This is a genomic window from Blastococcus sp. VKM Ac-2987 (assembly GCF_026967805.1).
GTDB lineage: Bacteria > Actinomycetota > Actinomycetes > Mycobacteriales > Geodermatophilaceae > Blastococcus.
Genome location: NZ_JAPVBG010000002.1, coordinates 723,828 through 741,681 on the forward strand (window position 1 = coordinate 723,828; position 17,854 = coordinate 741,681).

Annotated in this window: 20 protein-coding genes; 15 read left to right on the forward strand and 5 right to left on the reverse strand. The window is 76.1% G+C overall.

Features of this window, described 5'->3' with window-relative positions:
- Nucleotide 1: 1 nt before the first annotated feature.
- The 4 genes from O2W17_RS12370 (at nt 2) to O2W17_RS12385 (ending at nt 3,811) form a co-directional block, all read left to right on the forward strand.
- Nucleotides 2–838: a cytochrome c biogenesis CcdA family protein gene (locus tag O2W17_RS12370; protein ID WP_269192740.1), complete on the forward strand. Its 837-nt coding sequence runs from the start codon at nt 2–4 to the stop codon at nt 836–838.
- Entirely contained in the window at nt 835–2,454 is a 1,620-nt protein-coding gene (gene resB / locus O2W17_RS12375) for a cytochrome c biogenesis protein ResB (protein ID WP_269192741.1), read from the forward strand. Before O2W17_RS12370 ends, resB begins: the two co-directional genes overlap by 4 nt.
- Nucleotides 2,447–3,403: a c-type cytochrome biogenesis protein CcsB gene (gene ccsB, locus O2W17_RS12380; protein ID WP_269192742.1), complete on the forward strand. Its 957-nt coding sequence runs from the start codon at nt 2,447–2,449 to the stop codon at nt 3,401–3,403. Before resB ends, ccsB begins: the two co-directional genes overlap by 8 nt.
- A gap of 123 nt (nt 3,404–3,526) precedes the next feature.
- Nucleotides 3,527–3,811, forward strand: a complete 285-nt coding sequence (locus O2W17_RS12385) for a hypothetical protein (protein ID WP_269192743.1) — start codon at nt 3,527–3,529, stop codon at nt 3,809–3,811.
- Nucleotides 3,812–3,834: 23 nt separating this feature from the next.
- Here the strand turns inward: O2W17_RS12385 and O2W17_RS12390 are convergent, their stop codons facing one another.
- Nucleotides 3,835–4,023, reverse strand: a complete 189-nt coding sequence (locus O2W17_RS12390) for a hypothetical protein (RefSeq protein ID WP_269192744.1) — start codon at nt 4,021–4,023, stop codon at nt 3,835–3,837.
- Between the two features lie 122 nt (nt 4,024–4,145).
- Between O2W17_RS12390 and O2W17_RS12395 the strand changes: the two genes are divergently transcribed.
- The gene (locus O2W17_RS12395; RefSeq protein ID WP_269193293.1) at nt 4,146–4,583 is read left to right on the forward strand and encodes an Lrp/AsnC family transcriptional regulator; all 438 of its coding nucleotides are present in this window, start codon (nt 4,146–4,148) and stop codon (nt 4,581–4,583) included.
- A complete protein-coding gene (locus tag O2W17_RS12400; RefSeq protein WP_269192745.1) occupies nt 4,576–4,899 on the forward strand; it encodes a DUF4229 domain-containing protein in 324 nt (107 codons plus the stop codon). The genes O2W17_RS12395 and O2W17_RS12400 overlap by 8 nt, the downstream gene beginning before the upstream one ends.
- Nucleotides 4,900–4,903: 4 nt before the next feature.
- Here the strand turns inward: O2W17_RS12400 and O2W17_RS12405 are convergent, their stop codons facing one another.
- Together O2W17_RS12405 and menE are read right to left on the reverse strand one after the other, a co-directional pair.
- Nucleotides 4,904–5,773 (reverse strand): 1,4-dihydroxy-2-naphthoate polyprenyltransferase, encoded by an 870-nt coding sequence (locus tag O2W17_RS12405; RefSeq protein WP_269192746.1) that lies wholly within the window; start codon nt 5,771–5,773, stop codon nt 4,904–4,906.
- A gap of 2 nt (nt 5,774–5,775) precedes the next feature.
- Nucleotides 5,776–6,927 carry an o-succinylbenzoate--CoA ligase gene (menE, locus tag O2W17_RS12410; protein ID WP_269192747.1) on the reverse strand — a complete coding sequence of 384 codons (1,152 nt, stop codon included), beginning with the start codon at nt 6,925–6,927 and terminating at the stop codon, nt 5,776–5,778.
- Between the two features lie 41 nt (nt 6,928–6,968).
- On the opposite strand from menE, the gene O2W17_RS12415 reads away from it, so the two are divergent.
- A complete protein-coding gene (locus tag O2W17_RS12415; protein WP_269192748.1) occupies nt 6,969–7,934 on the forward strand; it encodes an o-succinylbenzoate synthase in 966 nt (321 codons plus the stop codon).
- Entirely contained in the window at nt 7,931–9,619 is a 1,689-nt protein-coding gene (gene menD / locus O2W17_RS12420) for a 2-succinyl-5-enolpyruvyl-6-hydroxy-3-cyclohexene-1-carboxylic-acid synthase (protein WP_269192749.1), read from the forward strand. Before O2W17_RS12415 ends, menD begins: the two co-directional genes overlap by 4 nt.
- On the opposite strand, the gene O2W17_RS12425 is transcribed toward menD, so the two are convergent.
- Nucleotides 9,616–10,095 (reverse strand): hypothetical protein, encoded by a 480-nt coding sequence (locus O2W17_RS12425; protein ID WP_269192750.1) that lies wholly within the window; start codon nt 10,093–10,095, stop codon nt 9,616–9,618. The genes menD and O2W17_RS12425 overlap by 4 nt on opposite strands.
- A gap of 93 nt (nt 10,096–10,188) precedes the next feature.
- On the opposite strand from O2W17_RS12425, the gene O2W17_RS12430 reads away from it, so the two are divergent.
- Nucleotides 10,189–10,779 (forward strand): TetR/AcrR family transcriptional regulator, encoded by a 591-nt coding sequence (locus O2W17_RS12430; RefSeq protein WP_269192751.1) that lies wholly within the window; start codon nt 10,189–10,191, stop codon nt 10,777–10,779.
- Nucleotides 10,780–10,880: 101 nt separating this feature from the next.
- Here O2W17_RS12430 and O2W17_RS12435 read toward each other — a convergent pair whose 3' ends face one another.
- Complete coding sequence (locus O2W17_RS12435) at nt 10,881–12,125, reverse strand: isochorismate synthase (RefSeq protein WP_269192752.1); 1,245 nt, start codon at nt 12,123–12,125, stop codon at nt 10,881–10,883.
- A 35-nt stretch (nt 12,126–12,160) separates the two neighbouring features.
- Between O2W17_RS12435 and O2W17_RS12440 the strand changes: the two genes are divergently transcribed.
- From O2W17_RS12440 to O2W17_RS12465, 6 genes are all read left to right on the forward strand, one after another.
- The gene (locus tag O2W17_RS12440; RefSeq protein ID WP_269192753.1) at nt 12,161–12,883 is read left to right on the forward strand and encodes a demethylmenaquinone methyltransferase; all 723 of its coding nucleotides are present in this window, start codon (nt 12,161–12,163) and stop codon (nt 12,881–12,883) included.
- A 66-nt stretch (nt 12,884–12,949) separates the two neighbouring features.
- A complete protein-coding gene (locus O2W17_RS12445) occupies nt 12,950–14,452 on the forward strand; it encodes an HNH endonuclease signature motif containing protein (protein ID WP_269192754.1) in 1,503 nt (500 codons plus the stop codon).
- A 227-nt stretch (nt 14,453–14,679) separates the two neighbouring features.
- A complete protein-coding gene (locus tag O2W17_RS12450; RefSeq protein ID WP_269192755.1) occupies nt 14,680–15,339 on the forward strand; it encodes a phosphoribosyltransferase in 660 nt (219 codons plus the stop codon).
- Nucleotides 15,340–15,429: 90 nt separating this feature from the next.
- A complete protein-coding gene (locus O2W17_RS12455; protein ID WP_269192756.1) occupies nt 15,430–16,701 on the forward strand; it encodes a geranylgeranyl reductase family protein in 1,272 nt (423 codons plus the stop codon).
- Between the two features lie 90 nt (nt 16,702–16,791).
- Nucleotides 16,792–17,157: an NADH-quinone oxidoreductase subunit A gene (locus O2W17_RS12460; protein ID WP_442864565.1), complete on the forward strand. Its 366-nt coding sequence runs from the start codon at nt 16,792–16,794 to the stop codon at nt 17,155–17,157.
- Nucleotides 17,158–17,170: 13 nt separating this feature from the next.
- Nucleotides 17,171–17,845: a NuoB/complex I 20 kDa subunit family protein gene (locus O2W17_RS12465; RefSeq protein ID WP_442864566.1), complete on the forward strand. Its 675-nt coding sequence runs from the start codon at nt 17,171–17,173 to the stop codon at nt 17,843–17,845.
- The last annotated feature ends 9 nt before the right edge of the window (nt 17,846–17,854 follow it).

Genomic DNA, 17,854 nt, shown 5'->3' on the forward strand with positions numbered 1-17,854 from the left:
CGTGGGGGAGACCTTCGCCGGCCTGGTGACCGACGGCCCGCTGCTCGTGGCGGCGGGCGTGGCCGCGCTCGTCGGGCTGATCAGCTTCGCCTCGCCCTGCGTGCTGCCGCTGGTGCCCGGCTACCTGTCCTACGTCACCGGGCTCGTCGGCAGCGGCACGCGCGCACCCGCGCCCGCACCGGCGGTCCCGGCCCCGGGCGGCGCGGGCAGCACCGCGACGGCGGTGCGTGCGCCGGCCGACGAGCGCGCCCCCCGCGGCCGGATGGTCCTCGGCGCGCTGCTCTTCGTGCTGGGCTTCAGCGCGGTCTTCATCGCCTTCGCGACGGCGTTCGGCGGCCTGGGCCGGCTGGCGCTCCAGTACGCGCGCACCGTCGACGTCGTCTTCGGGCTGATCACCGTGGTCGTGGGGCTCGCCTTCCTCGGCTGGCTGCCGCTGCTGCAACGCACCAAGAAGCTCTCCGTCCGCCCCGCGGCCGGTCTGGCCGGCGCCCCGCTGCTGGGCGTCGTGTTCGGGGTGGGCTGGACGCCCTGCCTGGGGCCCACGCTCGGCGCGGTCTACTCGCTGTCGGTCAGCGAGGCCTCGGCGGGGCGGGGCGCGGTGCTGGGCGTCGCGTACTGCCTGGGCCTGGGGGTGCCCTTCGTGCTGGTCGCGCTCGGCGCCCGCTGGGCGGTCGGGGCGACGACGTTCCTGCGCCGGCACGCGGCGCTGGTGACCCGGATCGGCGGCGTCGTCCTGGTCGTCATCGGGCTGCTCCTGCTCACCGGTGCCTGGACCGAGATGATGGGCTGGCTGCGGTCCTGGCTCGCGGCCAACGGACTGGCGGAGACCTCGCTGTGAGCGTCGAGGCACCTCCGCGGCCGGCGACGCCGATGCCTCCGGACGGCTCCTCCGCGGGGTCCCGGCTCGGCGGGCTGCTGCTGCGCTGGTGGCGGCGGCTGACCGCGATGCGGACGGCGATCATCCTGCTGTTCCTGCTCGCCCTGGCGGCGGTGCCCGGCTCGCTGCTGCCGCAGCGGTCGCTGTCGCAGAACAACGTGCGGCAGTACTTCGCCGACCACCCGACGCTGGCCCCGGTCCTCGACGACCTGTACCTGTTCGACGTCTTCAGCTCGCCGTGGTTCGCCGCGGTGTACCTGCTGCTGTTCATCTCGCTGATCGGCTGCGTGGTGCCCCGGGCCCTGGAGCACGCCCGCGCGCTGCGCACCCCGCCGCCCCCCGTGCCGCGGAACCTGCTGCGGCTGCCCGACTCCGGGGAGCTGCGCAGCCCGCTGGGCGACGCGGCCGCCCTCGACGTCGTCGAGGAGGAGCTGCGGGTGCGGCGCTACCGGGTCGTTCGCCGCGACGGGGCCCGCGGCCCCGAGCTCTCGGCGGAGAAGGGGCACCTCAAGGAGACCGGCAACCTGGTCTTCCACCTCTCCCTGCTCGCCCTGCTGCTCGGCCTGGCCGGCGGGAAGCTCTGGGGCTACGAGGGCAGCATCCTGGTCACCGAGGGCCAGGGCTTCTGCAACGCGTTCCAGCAGTACGACACCTACTCCGCGGGTCCGCTGGTCGACAGCGGCGACCTCAGCGCGCTCTGCGTCGACCTCGAGCAGTTCCGGGCCGAGTACGAGGAGAACCTCACCGCGGCCTCGTTCACCGCCGACATCCGCTACGGCGCGCCCTCCGCCGAGGGGCGGGCGACCACCATCGGGGTCAACGACCCCCTGCGGGTCGACGGCGACCGGGTCTACGTGACCGGCCACGGCTTCAGCCCGACCTTCACCGTCACCGTGCCCGACGGCACTACGTTCACCGACCTGACCGTCCCGTTCCTGCCCAGCGATCCGCAGATGATGGCCAGCGAGGGCGCGCTCAAGCTGCCCGACATCCCGGGGCAGGAGGAGCAGCTGGCGCTGGAGGGCTTCTTCGCGCCGACCGGCCTGGTCCAGGGCGGCCTGCTGACCTCGGTCGACCCCCGGCCGCTGGCCCCGCAGGTCGCGATCTTCGCCTACCAGGGCTACCTGGGCCTGGACTCCGGGCTGCCGCAGTCGGTGTACTCGATCGACCGGAGCCAGATCGAGCGCGGCCGGCTCACCGAGGTGGGCGCGGCGAACCTCGCTGTGGGCGAGTCCCTGGACCTGCCCGACGGCACCCGGATCACCTTCAGCGGGGTCAAGGAGTTCGCCGCCATGCAGTTCTCCCACGACCCCGGGCAGGTGTGGGTGCTGGGCTCCTCGATCACCCTGCTCGCCGGGCTGCTCGGCATGCTCCTGCTGCGCCGGGAGCGCGTCTTCGCCCGGGCCGAACCCGCCCGGGACGGCGGCGGTACCGTGCTCACGCTCGCCTCGCTGACGCGGGGCGGCGGCGAGAGCGGCTCCCGGTTCGCCATCCTGTCCGACGACCTGCGGGACGCGCTGGACGCCCCGGACGCCGCCCCCACCGCACCCGAACCGGAGGTCCCCCCGCGTGATTGACTCCTCGCTGGCCGAGCTGTCCGACAACCTCTTCTCCGTGAGCGTCGCGCTCTACTCGGTCGCGCTGCTCGCCTTCTGCGCCCAGCTGGCCTTCGGCCGGCGGAGCGTGCGCAGCCGCGAGCTCGCCGGGGTCGGCGGGGGCCCGGGAGCTCCCACGCCCCCGGCCGGGCAGGAGGCGCCGGAGACGGCGCAGGGCACCCGCTGGGGTCTGCTCGGCATGGCGCTCACCGCGCTGGGCGCGGTCGCGCACGCCGGCGTCCTCGTCACCCGCGGCATGGCCACCGACCGGCTGCCCTGGGGCAACATGTACGAGTTCGCCACGGCCGTCGTTCTGGTCGCCGTGGTCGCCTACTTCGTGCTGGCCGTCCGGCAGCCCTCGCTGCGGCACATCGGCGTCTTCGTGCTCGGCCCGGTGATCCTCGCGATGGTCGGCATCGGCCTGTTCCTCTACACCGAGGCCGGGCCGCTGGTCGCCGCCCTGCGGTCGAGCTGGCTGGGCATCCACGTGTCCAGCGCCATCCTGGGGTCCGGGATCTTCCTGGTGAGCGGCATCGCCAGCGCGCTGTTCCTCGTCCGCACCCGCCGCACCGCCGGCGAGCCCGGGTCCGGCGGCGGCCTGATCGACCGGCTGCCGTCCGCCGCGGGGCTGGACCGGGTGGCGCACCGCACCGCCGTCTTCGGCTTCCCGATCTACACCTTCGCCATGATCGCCGGCGCGATCTGGGCGGAGAGCGCCTGGGGCCGGTTCTGGGGCTGGGACCCCAAGGAGACCTGGATGTTCATCTCCTGGGTCGTCTACGCCGCCTACCTGCACGCCCGGACGACGGCGGGGTGGCGCGGCCGGCCGGCGGCCTGGATCAACGTGGTGGGCTTCGCCGTCGTGCTGTTCAACCTGCTCTACGTGAACATGGTCTCGACCGGCCTGCACAGCTACGGCGGGCTCGACTGAGCCGACCGTCCTCCCCCGTCCGGGGAGCGACGCGGCGCGGAGCGGTGACCGGGGCCGGGCCTGCGTGCTTCCATGCCCTCATGGAGCTGACCAGCAGCGCACGGGCCCGCCGGGAGATGCGGCGTGGGTAGGCACACGGCGGCCGACGGGGCGGCATCGCACCCGCTCGTCGAGGCCGCGCTCGCCGGCCGGGCGGCCGACGTCCCCGGTGCGCACCGCGGGAGCCCGCAGGGTGCCGCGGAGGAGGGCGACCTCGGCTGGCCGGGTGATCCCGACCGTCAGGGCGGCGGACTGGGTTGGCCCGGGGACGCCGACGGCGCGACGCCGGGCGCCGAGCCCGACGGGAGCACGCCGGCGCGCCCGCGCCGCGGCTGGCGCCGGTTGTTCGGAGCCGCGCGGGCGGCCTGAGCCCAGGTCGCCCGCGGGCGGCGTCAGGCCGGGGAGCCGTCGTCCCGGCGCGCCCGGCGCTCGAGCTCGCGCAGGAACTCCGGGTCGTCGTCCGGGGCGACGAAGCGCACCGGGCCACGCGGCTGCTGCGGACGTCGCTCGGGACGCGGACGCCCCTCCGGGTCGGCGTTGGCCGCGGCGCGCACCACCAGGCCCACGACAACCACTGCCACTACGAGAACCACCAGGAACAACACGGGCCCACCCCCTCGTCGGCACCCAGCGTACGTCCGCGGCGATACTCGGTGCCGAGAAATCGGACGATCCCCGTTCCGGGGCAGGACGGAGCACTCCCATCGACGCCGTCGACCAGCAGCTCGTCGAGCTGCTGCGCGCCAACGGCCGGGCCAGCTACGCCGAGCTCGCGCGGCAGGTCGGGCTGTCCTCGCCGGCCGTGCACGAGCGGGTGGGCAAGCTGGAGACCGCCGGCGTGATCACCGGCTACACCGCCGTCGTCGACCCTCCGGCGGTGGGTCTGCACGTCACCGCGCTGGTGAGCGTGATCGAGAGCGACGCGGTCGACGACACCGGGCTCGAGGCGGGCCTGCGCGAGATCCCCGAGGTGGAGGACTGCTGGCGGGTCGCCGGCAGCGAGGGGTACGTGCTCAAGGTGCGCGTGACCGACATCCCGGCACTCGAAGCGGCCATCGATGCGTTGAACCGGATCAGAGGGGTCGCACGCACGAGGACGACGGTCGTTCTCTCGACCAAGTGGGAGGGCCGTCATGGCTGAGCAGAACCCGACCGGCAGCACACCGGTGAGCCCGGCGGGGGGCACCGCAACCCCGCCGAAGGTGCTGCCCTGGCTGCTCGTCTACACGATCGGCCGGTTCGCGATCGCCGCCGCGCTGGTGCTGATCCTCTGGTGGGCCGGCCTGGGCAGCTTCCCCGGTCTGCTGTTCGGGCTGCTGCTGTCGATGCCGGTGTCCTACCTGCTCCTGCGCCCGTCGCGCGAGCGGCTGACCGAGGCGCTCGCCGCCCGCAGCCTCGCCCGGCGCGCGGCCAAGGAGGACCTGCGCAACCGGCTGAGCGGCGACGGCGCGCAGTAGCCGCTCAGGACAGGGCGAGCCCGGCGGCCAGCAGCACGCCGGTGACGAGGGTGAGCAGGCCGGTCGCCTGCAGCACCGCGATCAGCGCGGGCCCGCGGGCCCCGGCGAGGACGGTCCGGATCGGGGACAGCGCCAGCGGCGCGGCGGCCAGGGCGAGCAGCGCCCACGGCCGGGTGACGCCGACGGCGGCGATCCCGAGGAACGGCACGACCAGCAGCGCCGCGAACGCGAGGCGGGTGGCGCGGTCGCCCAGCAGCACCGCGAGGGTGCGCTTGCCCACCTGCTCGTCGCCCGCGATGTCGCGCAGGTTGTTCACCACCAGGATCGCCACGATGAGCAGCCCGATCGGAACCGACACCGCGAAGGCCAGCCCCGGCAGGGTGCCGGTCTGCACGAACGTCGTCCCGACGACGGCCACCGGCCCGAAGAAGACGAAGACGAAGACCTCGCCGAGGGCCCGGTAGCCGTACGGCAGCGGGCCGCCGGTGTAGGTCCACGCGGCGGCCATGCACACGGCGCCCACCGCGACCAGCCACCAGCTGGACAGCGCCGCCAGCGCCAGCCCGGCCACACCGGCGACGGCGAAGGCCAGCAGCGCCGCTCCCAGCACCTGCCGCGGGGAGGCCGCGCCCGAGCCGACCAGCCGCATCGGGCCTACCCGGTCGGCGTCGGTGCCGCGCGTGCCGTCGGAGTAGTCGTTGGCGTAGTTGACCGCCACCTGCAGCGCCAGGGCGACCAGCAGCGCGAGCACCGCCGGGCCGGGGCGGAAACCGTCGAGGGCGACGGCCGCCCCGGTGCCCACGAGCACCGGGGCGAGCGCCGCGGGGAGCGTGCGCGGGCGGGCGCCGGCCAGCCACTGGGCGGGGGTGGCCATGGTCAGTGCGCTCCCTGGGGGATCGAGGCGGCGACCGCGCGGCGGTCGGGCTTGCCGGTGTGCAGGAGGGGGACGGCGGCGACGAGGTGCAGCTCCCGGGGGGCGGCCGGCGCGCCCAGCCGCTCGCTCACCCACGGCCGCAGCGCGGCGAGGTCGGGGGTTGCGCCGGGGGAGGGGACGACGGCGGCGACGACGCGCTGCCCCCACTCCGGGTCAGGGCGGCCCAGGACCACGGCGTCGGCGACGTCGGGGTGCTCGCGCAGCGCCGCCTCGACCGCGGTGGGCGCCACGTTGACCCCGCCGGTGATGACGACGTCGTCCAGCCGGCCGTGCACGGTGAGCCGGCCGTCGGCGGCCAGGGCGCCGGCGTCGCGGGTGCGGAACCAGCCGTCGGCGAACGCCGCGGCGGTCGCCTGCGGATCGCCGCGGTAACCGAGGGCCAGCGTGGGCCCGGCGAGATCGATCCCGCCGTCGGTGACGCGCACACCGACGCCGTCCAGCGGCCGGCCGTCGTAGACGCAGCCGCCGGCGGTCTCGGTCATCCCGTACGTGGTGACGACGGCGACCCCCTCGGCGCGGGCCCGGTCCAGCAGCGCCGGGTCCGCAGCGGCTCCGCCGACGAGGACCGCGTCGAAGGCGCGGAGGGCGCCGGGCTCGGCGTCGAGGGCCCGGCGCAGCTGGGTGGGGACCATCGAGGTGTAGCGGCGGCCGCCGGCCGGCATGCGGGCGACGGCACCGGTCAGCGTCTCCCCGGACTCCAGCCGGGTCGCCGGCCGCCCGGCCAGCGCCGCGCGGCAGAGCACCTGGAGCCCGGCGATCGCCGACACCGGCAGGGCGAGCAGCCAGCTGCCGGGGCCGCCCAGCCGGTCGTGCGTGGCGGCCGCCGACGCCCGCAGGGCCGCCGCGGGCAGCAGCACCCCCCGGCCGCTCCCGGTCGAGCCGGAGGTGACGACGACGAGGTCGGTGCCGGGCTCCAGCGGCTCGTCGGGACGCAGCAGCGCCCGGGCCGCGTCGACCACCGCGGGCGGGCCGGCCGGCAGCACGGCGAGCGGGCGTCCGCCGTCGAGGGCGGCGCGCAGGTCGGCGTCGGCGAGGTGGGCCGCGGGCACGAGGGTGAGCCGCCGTGCTGCGCCGCCCCCTCCCGATCCCGCCACGACGCGCAAGCCTACGACCCTGCCGAACTACGCTGATCCGCATGACCGCCGCCCCCGCCGCCGCCCTGCCGGCGGGGATCACCGAGCTGGCGGTCTACGAGGTGCCCATGCGCACCCGGTTCCGCGGCATCGACGTCCGCGACGGCGTGCTGCTGCGCGGCCCGGCCGGCTGGGGGGAGTTCTCCCCGTTCTGGGACTACGACGCCGCGGAGAGCCGCCGCTGGTGGGCCTCGGCGGTGGAATCGGCCGTCGACGGCTGGCCGGCGCCGGTGCGCGACGCGGTGCCGGTGAACGTCACGGTCCCCGCGGTCGGGCCGGAGCGGGCGCACGCGATCGTCCGCGCCTCCGGCTGCCGGACGGCGAAGGTGAAGGTCGCCGAGCCCGGGCAGAGCGCGGCCGACGACCTGGCGCGGGTGGCGGCGGTGCGCGACGCCCTCGGCCCCTCCGGCGCCATCCGGGTGGACGCGAACGCCGCCTGGGACGTCGACACCGCCGTCGCCCGCATCCGCGAGCTGGACCGGGTCGGCCTGGAGTACGTCGAGCAGCCGTGCGCGTCCCTGGCCGAGCTGGCCGCGCTGCGCCGCCGGATCGACGTGCGCATCGCCGCCGACGAGGTGGTGCGCCGGGCCGACGACCCGCTGCGGGTCGACCTGAGCGAGGCCTGCGACGTCGTCGTCCTCAAGGTGCAGCCGCTGGGCGGGGTGCGGGCGGCGCTGCGGGTCGCCGAGGCGCACGGCCTGCCGTGCGTCGTCTCCTCGGCGCTGGAGTCCTCGGTCGGGATCGCCGCCGGGGTCGCGCTGGCGGCCGCCCTGCCGGAGCTGCCGTTCGCCTGCGGGCTGGCCACGGTCGCGCTGCTCGCCGACGACGTCAGCGGTGCTCCGCTGCTGCCGGTCGACGGCGCGCTGCCGGTCGTCCGGCGGGAGCCCGACCGGCTCGCCGCGGTGGCCGCGGGTCCGGGGACCACCGGCCGCTGGCTGGCGCGGGTCGCCGAGGTGCGGGCCGCGTGAACCCGTCCACCGCGTTCGCCCGCGTGCTGGTCGACGAGCTGGTGCGCGGCGGAGTCACCGACGCCGTCCTCTCGCCCGGCTCCCGGTCGGCTCCGGTGGCGCTGGCCCTGGTCGCGGCCGAGCGGGCCGGCCGGCTGCGGCTGCACGTGCGGATCGACGAGCGGACCGCGGCGTTCCTCGCCCTCGGGCTGGCGAAGGCCTCCGGTCGCCCGGTCCCGGTGCTCACCACCTCCGGGACGGCGACCGCGCACCTGCACGCCGCCGTGCTGGAGGCCGACGCGAGCGGGGTGCCGCTGCTGGCGCTGACCGCCGACCGGCCGCCCGAGCTGCGGGCCACGGGCGCGAACCAGACGATCGAGCAGGCCGGCCTGTACGGGGCGGCCGCGCGCTGGGCGGCCGACGTCGGGGTGCCCGAGGCGGGGCGCGAGGAGGCGCAGAACCGCTACTGGCGGTCGGTGGTGGCCAAGGCGCTGACCATCGCCGCGGGCACGCTGTCGGCCGACCCCGGGCCGGTGCAGCTGAACCTGGCGCTGCGCGAGCCGCTGCTGCCCGAGGAGGAGCCCCCGGCCGAGCTGCCGGCGCCCTGGGCGGGCCGCCCCGGCGGGCGACCGTGGACGGCGGCCGAGCCGTCGGCCGGCTGGGCGGCGCAGGCGCACCGGCTGCCGCCGCGGACGCTGGTGATCGCCGGCGACGGGCCGCTGCACGCCGCGCCGGCGCTGTCGGAGGGCTCCGCCTGGCCCGTCGTCGCCGAGCCGAGCAGCGCGTTCTGGGGCCTGCCGGGCAGCGTGCGCGGTGGCGTGCTGGCGCTCGGGGCGCCCGGCTGGCTGGCCGCGCACCGGCCCGAGCGGGTCGTGGTGGTGGGGCGGCCGACGCTCTCCCGGCCGGTCAGCGCCCTGCTGGCCGACCCCGCCGTCGCGGTGGAGACGGTCAGCGCGTCCCCGCGGTGGGCCGACGCCGGCCGGTCGAGCAGCCGGGTCGCGCGGCTGTTCGCCGGGGCCGAGCCCGATGATCCCGTCGACGCCGAGTGGGCCGCCGCCTGGTCCGCGGCCGCCGGACGGGTGGGGGCTGCCGTCGACGCGGTGCTCGACGGCGCACTGGCGCTGACCGCCGCCCGGCTGGCCCGCGACGTCGTCGCCGCCCTGCCCGCCGGTGCGCTGCTGGTCCTCGGCTCCTCGACCCCGGTGCGCGACGTCGACCGGCTGGCCGTGCCGCGTGCCGACGTCTCCGTGCTGGCCAACCGCGGGGTCGCGGGGATCGACGGCACGATCTCCACGGCGGTGGGTGCGGCGCTGGTGCACGGCGGCCCGGCGTTCGCGCTGATGGGCGACCTGACGTTCCTGCACGACCTGACCGGGCTGCTGGTGGGCGACGGCGAGCCCCGGCCGGATCTCACCGTGGTCGTCCCCGACAACGACGGCGGCGGCATCTTCGCCCAGCTCGAGCCGGGGCAGGACCGGCACGCCCGCGACTACCGCCGGGTGTTCGGCACGCCGCACGGCCGGGACCTGGTGGCGGTGGCGGAGTCGCTGGGCTGGGCGGCGTCACGGGTGTCGACGCCGGAGGAGCTGCCGGCCGCGCTGGCGCAGGGCGGGCCGCGGATCGTCGTCGTCGGCACCGACCAGCGCGCCGAGGCCGCGCTGGCGGCCGAGCTCCGGGCGGCCGCCGCGGCGGCGCTCGCCTCCTAGGGCGAGGAGCGCAGGCGGCCCTCCGCCTCCCGCAGCACCCGGGGAACCAGGCGGCGGTGCACGGCCGACAGCAGCAGCCACACTCCCCGCCCCACGGGGCGGTCGTAGCGCACGAAGGTGGCGAGCGACACCCGCCCCTCGGCGGCGCGGACCACGAGGTTGCCGGTCAGCAACGGGGAACCCGCCTCGAGCCGGATCCAGTCGTCGTCGCGGTCGCCGATCCGCCACCCGGCGACGGTGTCGGGCGACCGTCCTCCGTGGAGCTGCAGGCGCAGGAGCACGTGCCAGATGAACTGCTGGGCGAGGTCCGGGACGTCGCCGAACATCGCCCGGGCCCACTCCTCCGGCGTGGCCTGGAGGTCGGTGGTCAGAGCGAAGAGGTCGGCGTAGTCGATGGCGGGGAAGGAACTCAGCGCGAGGACGGCGGCAGGGACGTCGTCGGTCCCCACGGCGCTCGTCACGGAAGCGGGACCCATGGCAGGACCTCCAGTGGAATGTACGGTTGCGTATAGAGCGAGGCTAGCCCATTTATACGGGTGCGTATACCCCAGAAGGTGAGATCTTCGGCGATGAAGACGCCACGCGAGAAGTGGATCGAGGAGGGCCTGCGTGCGTTGGCCGCCGGTGGGCCGGACGCCGTCCGCATCGAGGGTCTGGCCAAGCGGCTCGGCGTCACGAAGGGCGGGTTCTACGGGTCGTTCGCCGACCGCGACGCACTGCTCGACGCGATGCTCGACGCCTGGGAGCGCGAGAGCACCGACGAGGTGATCGAGACCGTCGAGGCCGGGGGTGGCGACCCGAGGGACAAGATCCAGCGCGCGGGCGTGCTCACCTTCTCCGACGACCGCCTGTTGCCCATCGACCTCGCGGTCCGCGACTGGGCGCGGCGGGACCAGGCGGTCGCCGAGCGCCTGCGCCGCGTGGACAACCGGCGCATGGCGCTGCTGCGCGAGATGATCGGGTCCTTCTGCTCCGACCCCGACGAGGTCGAGGCCCGCAGCCTGATCGCCTTCTGCGTCGCGATCGGCGAGCACTTCCTCGTCGCGGACCACGGCCGCCGTACCCGGGCCGAGGTCGTCGCCCGCGCCGCCGATCTGCTGCTCGACCGGCCCCCGACCGATCGACGCAGCGGAGGGCCCGGCGCCGCGGATCCGCGCTGAGCCCGAGCACCCAGCCCGGGCCGAGCAGGGTGGACGGGACCTCCCGTCCGCGCGCCCGGATCGTGGCGCCGTCGAACGGTCCGGAGTCCACCGGCACTCCGTCAGCCCTCGAGGGCCGCCTGGAACGCGGCGAACTTCGACTGGGTCTCGGCCAGCTCGGCGGCGGGGTCGGAGCCGGCGACGATGCCGCAGCCGGCGAAGAGCCGCGCGCCGTCGTCTCCGACCAGCTCGGCGCAGCGCAACGCCAGTCCGAACTCGCCGTCGCCGGTCGCGTCCAGCCAGCCGACCGGCCCGGCGTACCGGCCGCGGTCCATGCCCTCGAGCTCGCGGATCAGCGCGGCGGCGTCCGGCGTCGGGGTGCCGCACACGGCGGCCGTCGGGTGCACCGCGCCGACCAGCTCGAGCAGGCCGGCGGAGCCGCGCTGGGTGCCGACGACGTCGGTGGCCAGGTGCCGGACGTTCGCCAGGGTGAGCAGCTCGGGCTCGGCCGGCGCCGTCAGCTCCCGGCAGTACGGCTGCAGCGCGCGCACCAGGGAGTCGACGGCGAGCGCGTGCTCGCCGCGGTCCTTCTCCGAGTCCAGCAGCGCCGCCGCCAGCCGCTCGTCCTCGGCGCCGGCCCCGCGCGGCGCGGTCCCGGCCAGCACGCGGGAGGACAGCCGCCTCCCGGTGCGGCGCAGCAGCAGCTCCGGGGTGGCGCCCAGCAGGCCGTCGACGGCGAACGTCCAGCAGCCCGGGAAGCGGGCGGCCAACCGGCGCAGCATCCGCCGCGGGTCGAGCGGGGCGTCGGCGGAGACCAGGAGGTCGCGGGCGAGCACCACCTTCTCCAGGTCGCCGGCGTCGATGCGGGCCACGGCGGCGGACACGGCGGCGCACCAGCTGGCGGGGTCGAGCGCGCCGTCGGCGTAGCGCAGCCGGGGAGCCGGGCCGTCGGCGGCCGGGACCGTCGCCGGCAGCTCCGGCGCGACCCCGATGGCGGTGATCCAGCCGACGCCGTCCCGCCGTCCCGCCACCACCTCGGGGACGACGAAGACCGACGTCCCGCGGACGGGGTCGAAGGCGATGCTGGCGAAGAGGACCGGCCCGGTGCCGGGCACGCCCAGCTCGTCGGCGACGTCCAGCCCGGCGGCGTAGTCGTCCCACCACTCGGCGGCGTCGGCCAGCGCGCGGGGGCCGGAGACCTCCAGCCGCGCCGCCTCGCCCCAGCCCACCAGGCCCTCGCCGTGGCGGACCCAGGACAGCCCGCCGCAGGCGGGGAGCAGGTCGAGCAGCTCGGCGGCCGCGTCCGACCGGACCGTCGTGACGGTGCGCGACGCCGCTGCCGGGGAGGTGAGGGCGGCGGCAGTCACGTGATCAGAGTAGGAGCCCTTGTAGCGTCGACGCCGTGGCAGACCGGCGAGACCCCCCGCACACCGCCGGACTGCGAGCCGGGCTGGACAAGCGACCGGCCGACGTCGCGGCCATGTTCGACCGGGTCGCCGAGCGCTACGACGTCACCAACACGGTGCTCTCCGGCGGCCTCGACGCCGGCTGGCGGCGGGCCACCCGGGAGGCGCTGGGGGCCCGGCCCGGGCAGACCGTGCTCGACGTCGCGGCCGGTACCGCCGTCTCGACCGTCGAGCTCGCCGCCGGTGGCGTGCACGCCATCGCCTGCGACTTCTCGCAGGGGATGCTGCGCGCCGGGGCGTCGCGCCCGGTGCCCAAGGTGGCCGGTGACGCGATGGCGCTGCCGCTGGCCGACGAGAGCGTCGACGGCGTCGTCATCTCCTTCGGCCTGCGGAACGTGGCCGACCCGGACGCCGCGCTGCGGGAGTTCTCGCGGGTGACGAAGCCCGGCGGGACGCTGGTGGTCTGCGAGTTTTCCAGCCCCACCTGGTCGCCGTTCCGCACCGTCTACACCGAGTACCTGATGAAGGCGCTGCCCCGCATCGCCCGAACGGTGAGCAGCAACCCGGAGGCCTACGTCTACCTCGCCGAGTCGATCCGCGCCTGGCCCGGCCAGGCCGCGCTCGCCGGCCGGCTGCAGGACGCCGGCTGGGCCGACGTCGCCTGGCAGAACCTGACCGGCGGGATCGTGGCGCTGCACCGGGGCCGCAAGCCCGCCTGACCGCGGCGCTGCGTCGTCCCTGGTCAGCGACCTGGAACCGTCGTACCCCGGCGCTAGCGTGGCGGTGTGTTCGAGGGATGGGGCGTGGACCTGACGGTGGTCCCGCGCGGCCCGGCCGCCGGCGGTGGGCCGGCGCGGCTGGCCGAGGCGCTGCCGCTCGCGTCGATGCCGGACGCCGAGCTGTCGCTGGAACTGGAGCGGGTCCAGCAGCTGAAGGCGGCGCTGGCGGCCTACGAGGCGGCGCTGGTGGTGACGCTGGCCGGGCAGCGGCCGGAGGCCGACGACCCGCGGTCGGGGGAGCCGGGCCACAGCGCCTCCTCGTCGTCGCCGGTCCCCGGGGCGAGCGAGTTCTTCGTCGAGGAGCTCGCGGTGGTCTGCAACACCTCGAGCGTTGCGGCCGACCGGCTGGCCGGGGATTCCTGGATCTTGGTGGAGCGGCTGCCGTGCGTGTGGGCGGCGATGGCCGACGAGACGCTGGACCGGCCGCGGGGGCAGGTGTTCGTCGACGTGCTGGGTCCGACCGCCGACGGGGTCGCCGAGCAGGTCGCGCCGCGGGTGCTGCCTTCTGCGCCCGGGTTGTCGCTCCGGCGGTTGCGGGCGGCGCTCACCCGCGAGGTGCTGGCGGTGGATGCCGACGCCTCCGAGGTGCGGCGGGCCGAGGCGGAGCGGGCCGCGCAGGTGCGTCTGTACCCGACCGGCGACGGGATGGCCGAGTTCAGCACGGAGCTGCCGGCGCCGCTGGCGGCGGCGTGCTGGTCGACGGTGGACCAACTGGCGCAGATGGCGAAGGCCGACGGCGACCCGCGGCCGATCGGGCAGCTGCGGGCCGGGGTGGTCGCCGACCTGATCCTGCGGCCGTGGGACACCACCCGCCCGCCGGTCACCGCGCACCTGACGGTGGTGAGCCCACTGGCGTCGCTGGGGCCGGGCGCCGGCCCGCCGGGGGAGGTGGCCGGTCAGCCGATCACCGCCGCGCACGTGCGGGAGCTGCTCGTTCAGCTGGACGCACTCTGCCCCGGTGGCCTGCAGGCGCCGGCCGGGGGGTCGCTGGAGGTGGCGGTGACCGACGGGTCCGGGGCACTGCTGGCCACGGCCGGCCGCGGAGAGCTGGCCCGCATCGCCCGGCAGAGCTGCGGCGAGCACCCGGAGGCAGCCGGTGGCACGGCCGGGTGCGGCTGCCCGGTGCTGGGCCCGCCGCCGGCTGTGGACGGCTACACCCCCAACGCTGCGCAGCGGAGGTTCCAGCGGCAGCGGGACCGCGGGTGCCGCCATCCTGGCTGCGGCCAGCCGGTCGGTCGCACCGACCTCGACCACGTCACCGCCTACGGTGACGGCGGGCCGACCGACTGCAGCAACCTGTGCTGCCTCTGCCGGCGCCACCACCGGCTCAAGACGTTCGTCCGCGGATGGCGGTTCGTGCTCACCGAGCACGGTGTCCTGCGGGTCACCACCCCCGGCGGGATCACCCGCACGACCCGGCCGCCGGGGCTCCGCGACCTCACCGGGCAACCGGCGCGGCCGGCACCCCCTCCACCACCGGCCGGGCCGGACGAACCACCGCCGTTCTGACGGGCTCCCGGCTGCACCGGATGTGGTGGCCGCGGGTCTGCGGCACCCCCTGGAGCAGGTCTAGCGTCGGACCATGACCAGTTCTCCGACGCCGCAGCCCCAGGATCCCGGCTCCTCGCCGGCGGACCCCGTCGAGCCACTGCCGGATCCCATCCCGAAGCCCGACCCCGACGACCCGGGTACCCCGCGTCCCGAGTCGGACCCCGTGCCGGTGGTCTGACAGCACCGTGACGCCCGCCCGCTACGCCGACCGGCGGGACGCCGGCAGGGCGCTCGCCGCTGCGCTCGGCGAGCGGGCGGGCAGCGGCGCCCTCGTGCTGGGTCTGCCGCGCGGGGGAGTGGTGGTCGCCGCCGAGGTGGCCGCCGCCCTCGGTGCGCAGCTCGACGTCCTCGTCGTCCGCAAGCTCGGCGTCCCCGGGCACCCCGAGCTGGCGATGGGCGCCATCGCGTCGGTCGGCGACGCCGTCGAGGCGGTGTGGGTGAGCAGCGTCCTCGACCGTGCCGCGCCCGACCCGGCAGCCGTGTCCGCGGTCCACGACCGGGAGCTGGCCGAGCTGCGCCGGCGCACCGCGGCCTACCGCGGCCCGCGCCCTGCCCCCGCGATCTCCGGCCGCCACGTCCTCCTCGTCGACGACGGCCTGGCCACCGGGGCCACCATGCGCGTCGCCGTCCGAGCGGTGCGGCGGAGCGGTCCCGCGCGGATCACCGTCGCCGTCCCGGTCGGCGCGCCCGGGGCGGTCGAAGCGCTGGTCGGCGCCGTCGACGAGGTGGTGTGCCTGCAGGCGCCCACCGCCTTCCGCTCGGTCGGGCAGGCCTACGAGCACTTCTCCGACACCCCCGACGACGAGGTGCTGGCCGCATTGGACCGAGGGGGGACTGTCGGGTAGATCACACGGCGGCCTAGACTCGGACCGACCGACCTTGTGAACCTTTTCACAAGGTGGACCGGACTCGGGCGACGGACCGGAGGTGGCGACGTGGCGCAGGCCTCGATCGAGCACGCGGCCGACGTCGTCGTGGTCGGTGCCGGGCCGGCCGGCTCTGCCGCCGCCTGGCATCTCGCCTCCACGGGGGTCGACGTGGCGGTCCTCGAGAAGGCCGAGTTCCCGCGCGAGAAGGTCTGCGGCGACGGGCTGACCCCCCGCGGGGTGAAGGCCCTGCACGACATGGGCGTCGACACCGCCACCCCCGGCTGGGTGCGTCGCCGCGGGCTGCGGGTGCACGGCGGCGGCCGGGTGGCCGAGATCGACTGGCCACGGCTGGACTCCTGGCCCGACCACGGCCTGGTCCGCACCCGCCGCGAGCTGGACGCGCTGCTGGCCGACCACGCCGTGCGCGCCGGCGCCCGGCTGTTCACCGGTACGACGGTCACCGAGCCGCTCGTCGACGACGCCGGCCGGGTGGTCGGCGTCCGGGGCGAAGCCGGCAAGGACGGCGAGCCGGTCACCTGGCGCGCTCCGCTGGTGGTCTCCGCGGAGGGGCTGTCCGGGCGCCTGGCCAAGAGCCTCGGCCTGCTGCGCCGCACCGACCGGCCGCTCGGGGTCGCCCTGCGGCGCTACGCGCGCAGCCGGCGCAGCGACGACCAGTACCTCGACATCGCCTTCGACCTCACGGCACAGGGCCCTCCCCGCGACGCGATGCCCGGCTACGGGTGGATCTTCGGCATGGGCGACGGCACGGCGAACGTGGGGTACGGCCTGCTCGACACCCGCCGCGGCACCGGCGCCGACCGCCGGATGGTGCTGCGGCGATGGCTGGACACCTTCCCGGCCGAGGACGGGCTGGGGGAGGACGACGCGGTCAGCCCGCTGCGCGGCGCGGGCCTGCCGATGGCCTTGAGCCGGGGCCCCGCCTACACGCGCGGGCTGCTGCTCGCCGGCGACGCCGCCGGGACGGTGAACCCCTGCAACGGTGAGGGCATCAGCTACGCCGTGGAGAGCGGTCGGATGGCCGCCGAGGCCGCCGTCGCCGCGCTCAGGGCACCCGCCGGTGCCGCGCGCGAGGCGGTGCTGCAGCGCTACCCCGAGCAGCTGCGCGCCGAGCTGGGCCGCCACCACCGTCTCGGTCTGGGCTTCCTGGCGCTCCTGACCCGCCCGTCCGTCGTCCGGCTCCTCGCCGGCCGGGGGCTGCGCCGGCCCGCGCTGGCCGACGCGGCGCTACGGGTGCTCGGCAACCTGACCGACGGCCGGGACGGCGACGCGGTCGACCGCGCGCTCACCGTGCTCCTCCGACTGACGCCGGCGACGTGAGGTGGCTGCTGTGACGATATGTCGACCCGACACGGACGCTCCGTGGCCCAAGCGTGACCTCTGCGTGACCGGCATCACCCTAGGGTGGCGATGATGCTGTCGACCTACGTACCGATCGTCGGGCTGTTCGTGCTCGCCGCGGGGTTCGCGCTGTTCTCGGTCGCCGTCGCCCCGTTCGTGGGGCCGCGCCGCTACAACAGCGCCAAGCTGGCCGCCTACGAGTGCGGCATCGAACCGGTGGACCAGCCGCTCACCGGCGGCCGCTTCCCGGTCAAGTACTACCTGACCGCGATGTTGTTCATCGTCTTCGACATCGAGATCGTCTTCCTCTACCCCTGGGCCGTCGCGAACGACGCGCTGGGTGTGTGGGGTCTGGTCGCGATGGTCGTCTTCATCGGCACCGTCTTCCTCGCCTTCGCCTACGAGTGGCGGCGCGGCGGGCTCGAGTGGGACTGACAGGGAGCACCTGATGGGACTCGAGGAGAAGATCCCCAGCGGGGTCCTGCTGACCAGCGTGGAGAAGCTGGTCAACTGGACCCGCAAGTCGTCGCTGTGGCCCGCGACCTTCGGCCTGGCCTGCTGCGCCATCGAGATGATGGCCTCGGGGGCCGGCCGGTACGACCTGGCCCGGTTCGGGATGGAGGTCTTCCGCGCCTCGCCGCGGCAGGCCGACCTGATGATCGTCGCCGGCCGGGTGAGCCAGAAGATGGCGCCGGTCCTGCGCCAGATCTACGACCAGATGCCCGAGCCGCGCTGGGTGCTGGCGATGGGCGTGTGCGCCAGCTCCGGCGGCATGTTCAACAACTACGCGATCGTCCAGGGCGTCGACCACGTCGTCCCCGTGGACATGTACCTGCCCGGCTGCCCGCCGCGGCCGGAGATGCTGATGGACGCGATCCTCAAGCTGCACCACAAGATCCAGCACGAGCCGCTCGGCGACAAGCGCGCCCGCCAGCAGCGGGAGGCCCGCCGGGACGGCACGGCCAAGGAGCTGCACGTCGAGATGCCCTCCACGGTCCGCGTCGACAAGGCCGCCCGCCGTGCCTACGAGCAGGCCGCCGCCGAGGGCCGCACCGGTCAGTTCCTCATGGAGCAGCGCGAGGGCAACGCGGTGCTGCTGCCGGGCGCGGGTGACCGGCGATGAGCGGGGCGC